The sequence below is a fragment of the Variovorax sp. VRV01 genome (assembly GCF_014852545.1).
Taxonomy (GTDB): domain Bacteria; phylum Pseudomonadota; class Gammaproteobacteria; order Burkholderiales; family Burkholderiaceae_C; genus Variovorax; species Variovorax beijingensis_A.
This window is the reverse complement of sequence record NZ_JACVBS010000078.1, coordinates 1-342: the sequence shown is the minus strand read 5'-3', so window position 1 is coordinate 342 and position 342 is coordinate 1. Positions and strand designations below refer to the sequence as shown.

The 342-nt window shown below is 57.6% G+C and carries 1 protein-coding gene; it reads right to left on the bottom strand.

Annotated features, from left to right (window positions below):
• Positions 1-235 (bottom strand): hypothetical protein (locus tag IB278_RS34030; protein ID WP_225613356.1); only part of this gene is annotated, 235 nt, incomplete at its 3' end.
• Positions 236-342: the final 107 nt, after the last annotated feature.

The window sequence follows — 342 nt, the reverse complement described above, 5'->3', positions numbered from 1 at the left end:
CCTCCCGGTCTGAAGAGCCGACCGCGGCAAACCCGATGGCATCCACCACCACGCTGCCTGCGGCAAGCTCCGAGCAACGCCGTTGCTCCAAGAAGACAGAAATGGTCTCGACTGCTTTGGCGTTGTCCCCTTCTACGGGCCCAAGAGGTGACGGTAAAAAAAGCATCACGTCTTTGGTCGCTGCCCGAGAATCAGCTCGTACGCAAATGCTGAATCCGAGGCTTGCGGTCAGCATGAGAAGCACAGTGAGTCGTCGTTCCATTACTTCCTCGAATCGCTCGTCACTTTCCGGGTCATGGGCCTGCCAAGATAGGTGTCGAACGTCGGCCTTTGCCGATGAAG